Here is a 1034-nt window from a genome sequence, read left to right on the forward strand (position 1 = left end):
CCTCCGGCGATTGAGGAGGCCCGTCCGGCGAGGACTTTCGGGAAGGGGCGGGGAGGGGATAAAGCCCGCCGCAGGCGCTACCCACCCAACTCCTCCACAGCGAGCCGCCGGAACTCAATCCGCTCGTACGGCCCCGAGACGCCCGTCTCGTACAGCAACCCGACCGCGCCCCGGTCGACCTGCACAAGATCCGAGTACGCAGCCCGAAGCTCCGACACCGCAAGGACCTTCCGGAAAGTCCGGCCCGAATCGTCGCTCCGCCACACCGCCATAGCCTGCCGAGCAGTCGGCACGGACGGGCCGGAGAACAGCAACCCACCGCGCGGGCCCGCGAGTTGGAGCACACTGGCCTGCACCACCGGCACCTCGGACAGCGTGGCCTGCACCTGATATGGCCGATCCAGACTCTCCGCACCGTCGCTGGAATAAGAATCGAGCCGATTCCCCACACTCACCCCGTTCTGATCCCGCGCACTGAAGTACAGCCGCCCATCGGGCAGTTCGGCCGCGATCGACTCGTTCGCGTTGTCGACACCCTCGTACGCCGCCTCCACGAACCCCAACTCCCAGCTGCGGCCCCCATTGTCGGAGTACAGCGCGTGCGCACCGTAATACTTGGCCTCCTGGCCGGTGTCGGACGACCCGGCGGGCGGCGCCGTCGAATGGTTGGCCGGTACGACGAGCCGCCCCGCGTGCGGCCCGCGCGTCAGGGCGACCGCGTGCCCCGGCCCGGTCGCGTACCAGCGCCAGTGCGCGGGCTTCACGTCGGCGGTGATGTCACGAGGCCGCGAGAAGGTCCGCCCGTCGTCCCCGCTGGACTGCGTGAACACCCGCCGGCTCTGCTCGGCCGTGGCCTCCCCGCGCATGATCTGCGCCTCGGTGACCTGCCCGCTGTTGTACGAGGTGACGAGCACGACCCGGCCGGTGCGCGGGTCGACAACGGGTGCGGGGTTGCCCCGCGTGTCCCCACCTCCCGCGGCGACCACGCTCAACGGCCCCCACGTACAACCCCCGTCCGTGGACCGCTTCACGAC

General features: G+C 70.3%; 1 protein-coding gene. It reads right to left on the reverse strand.

The window, feature by feature from the left end; translation table 11 throughout:
- Positions 1–77: 77 nt before the first annotated feature.
- Positions 78–1034 (reverse strand): sialidase family protein (locus tag GUY60_RS37835; protein WP_161706021.1); only part of this gene is annotated, 957 nt, incomplete at its 5' end.

This window comes from Streptomyces boluensis (assembly GCF_009908195.1).
GTDB classification, from domain to species: Bacteria; Actinomycetota; Actinomycetes; order Streptomycetales; family Streptomycetaceae; genus Streptomyces; species Streptomyces boluensis.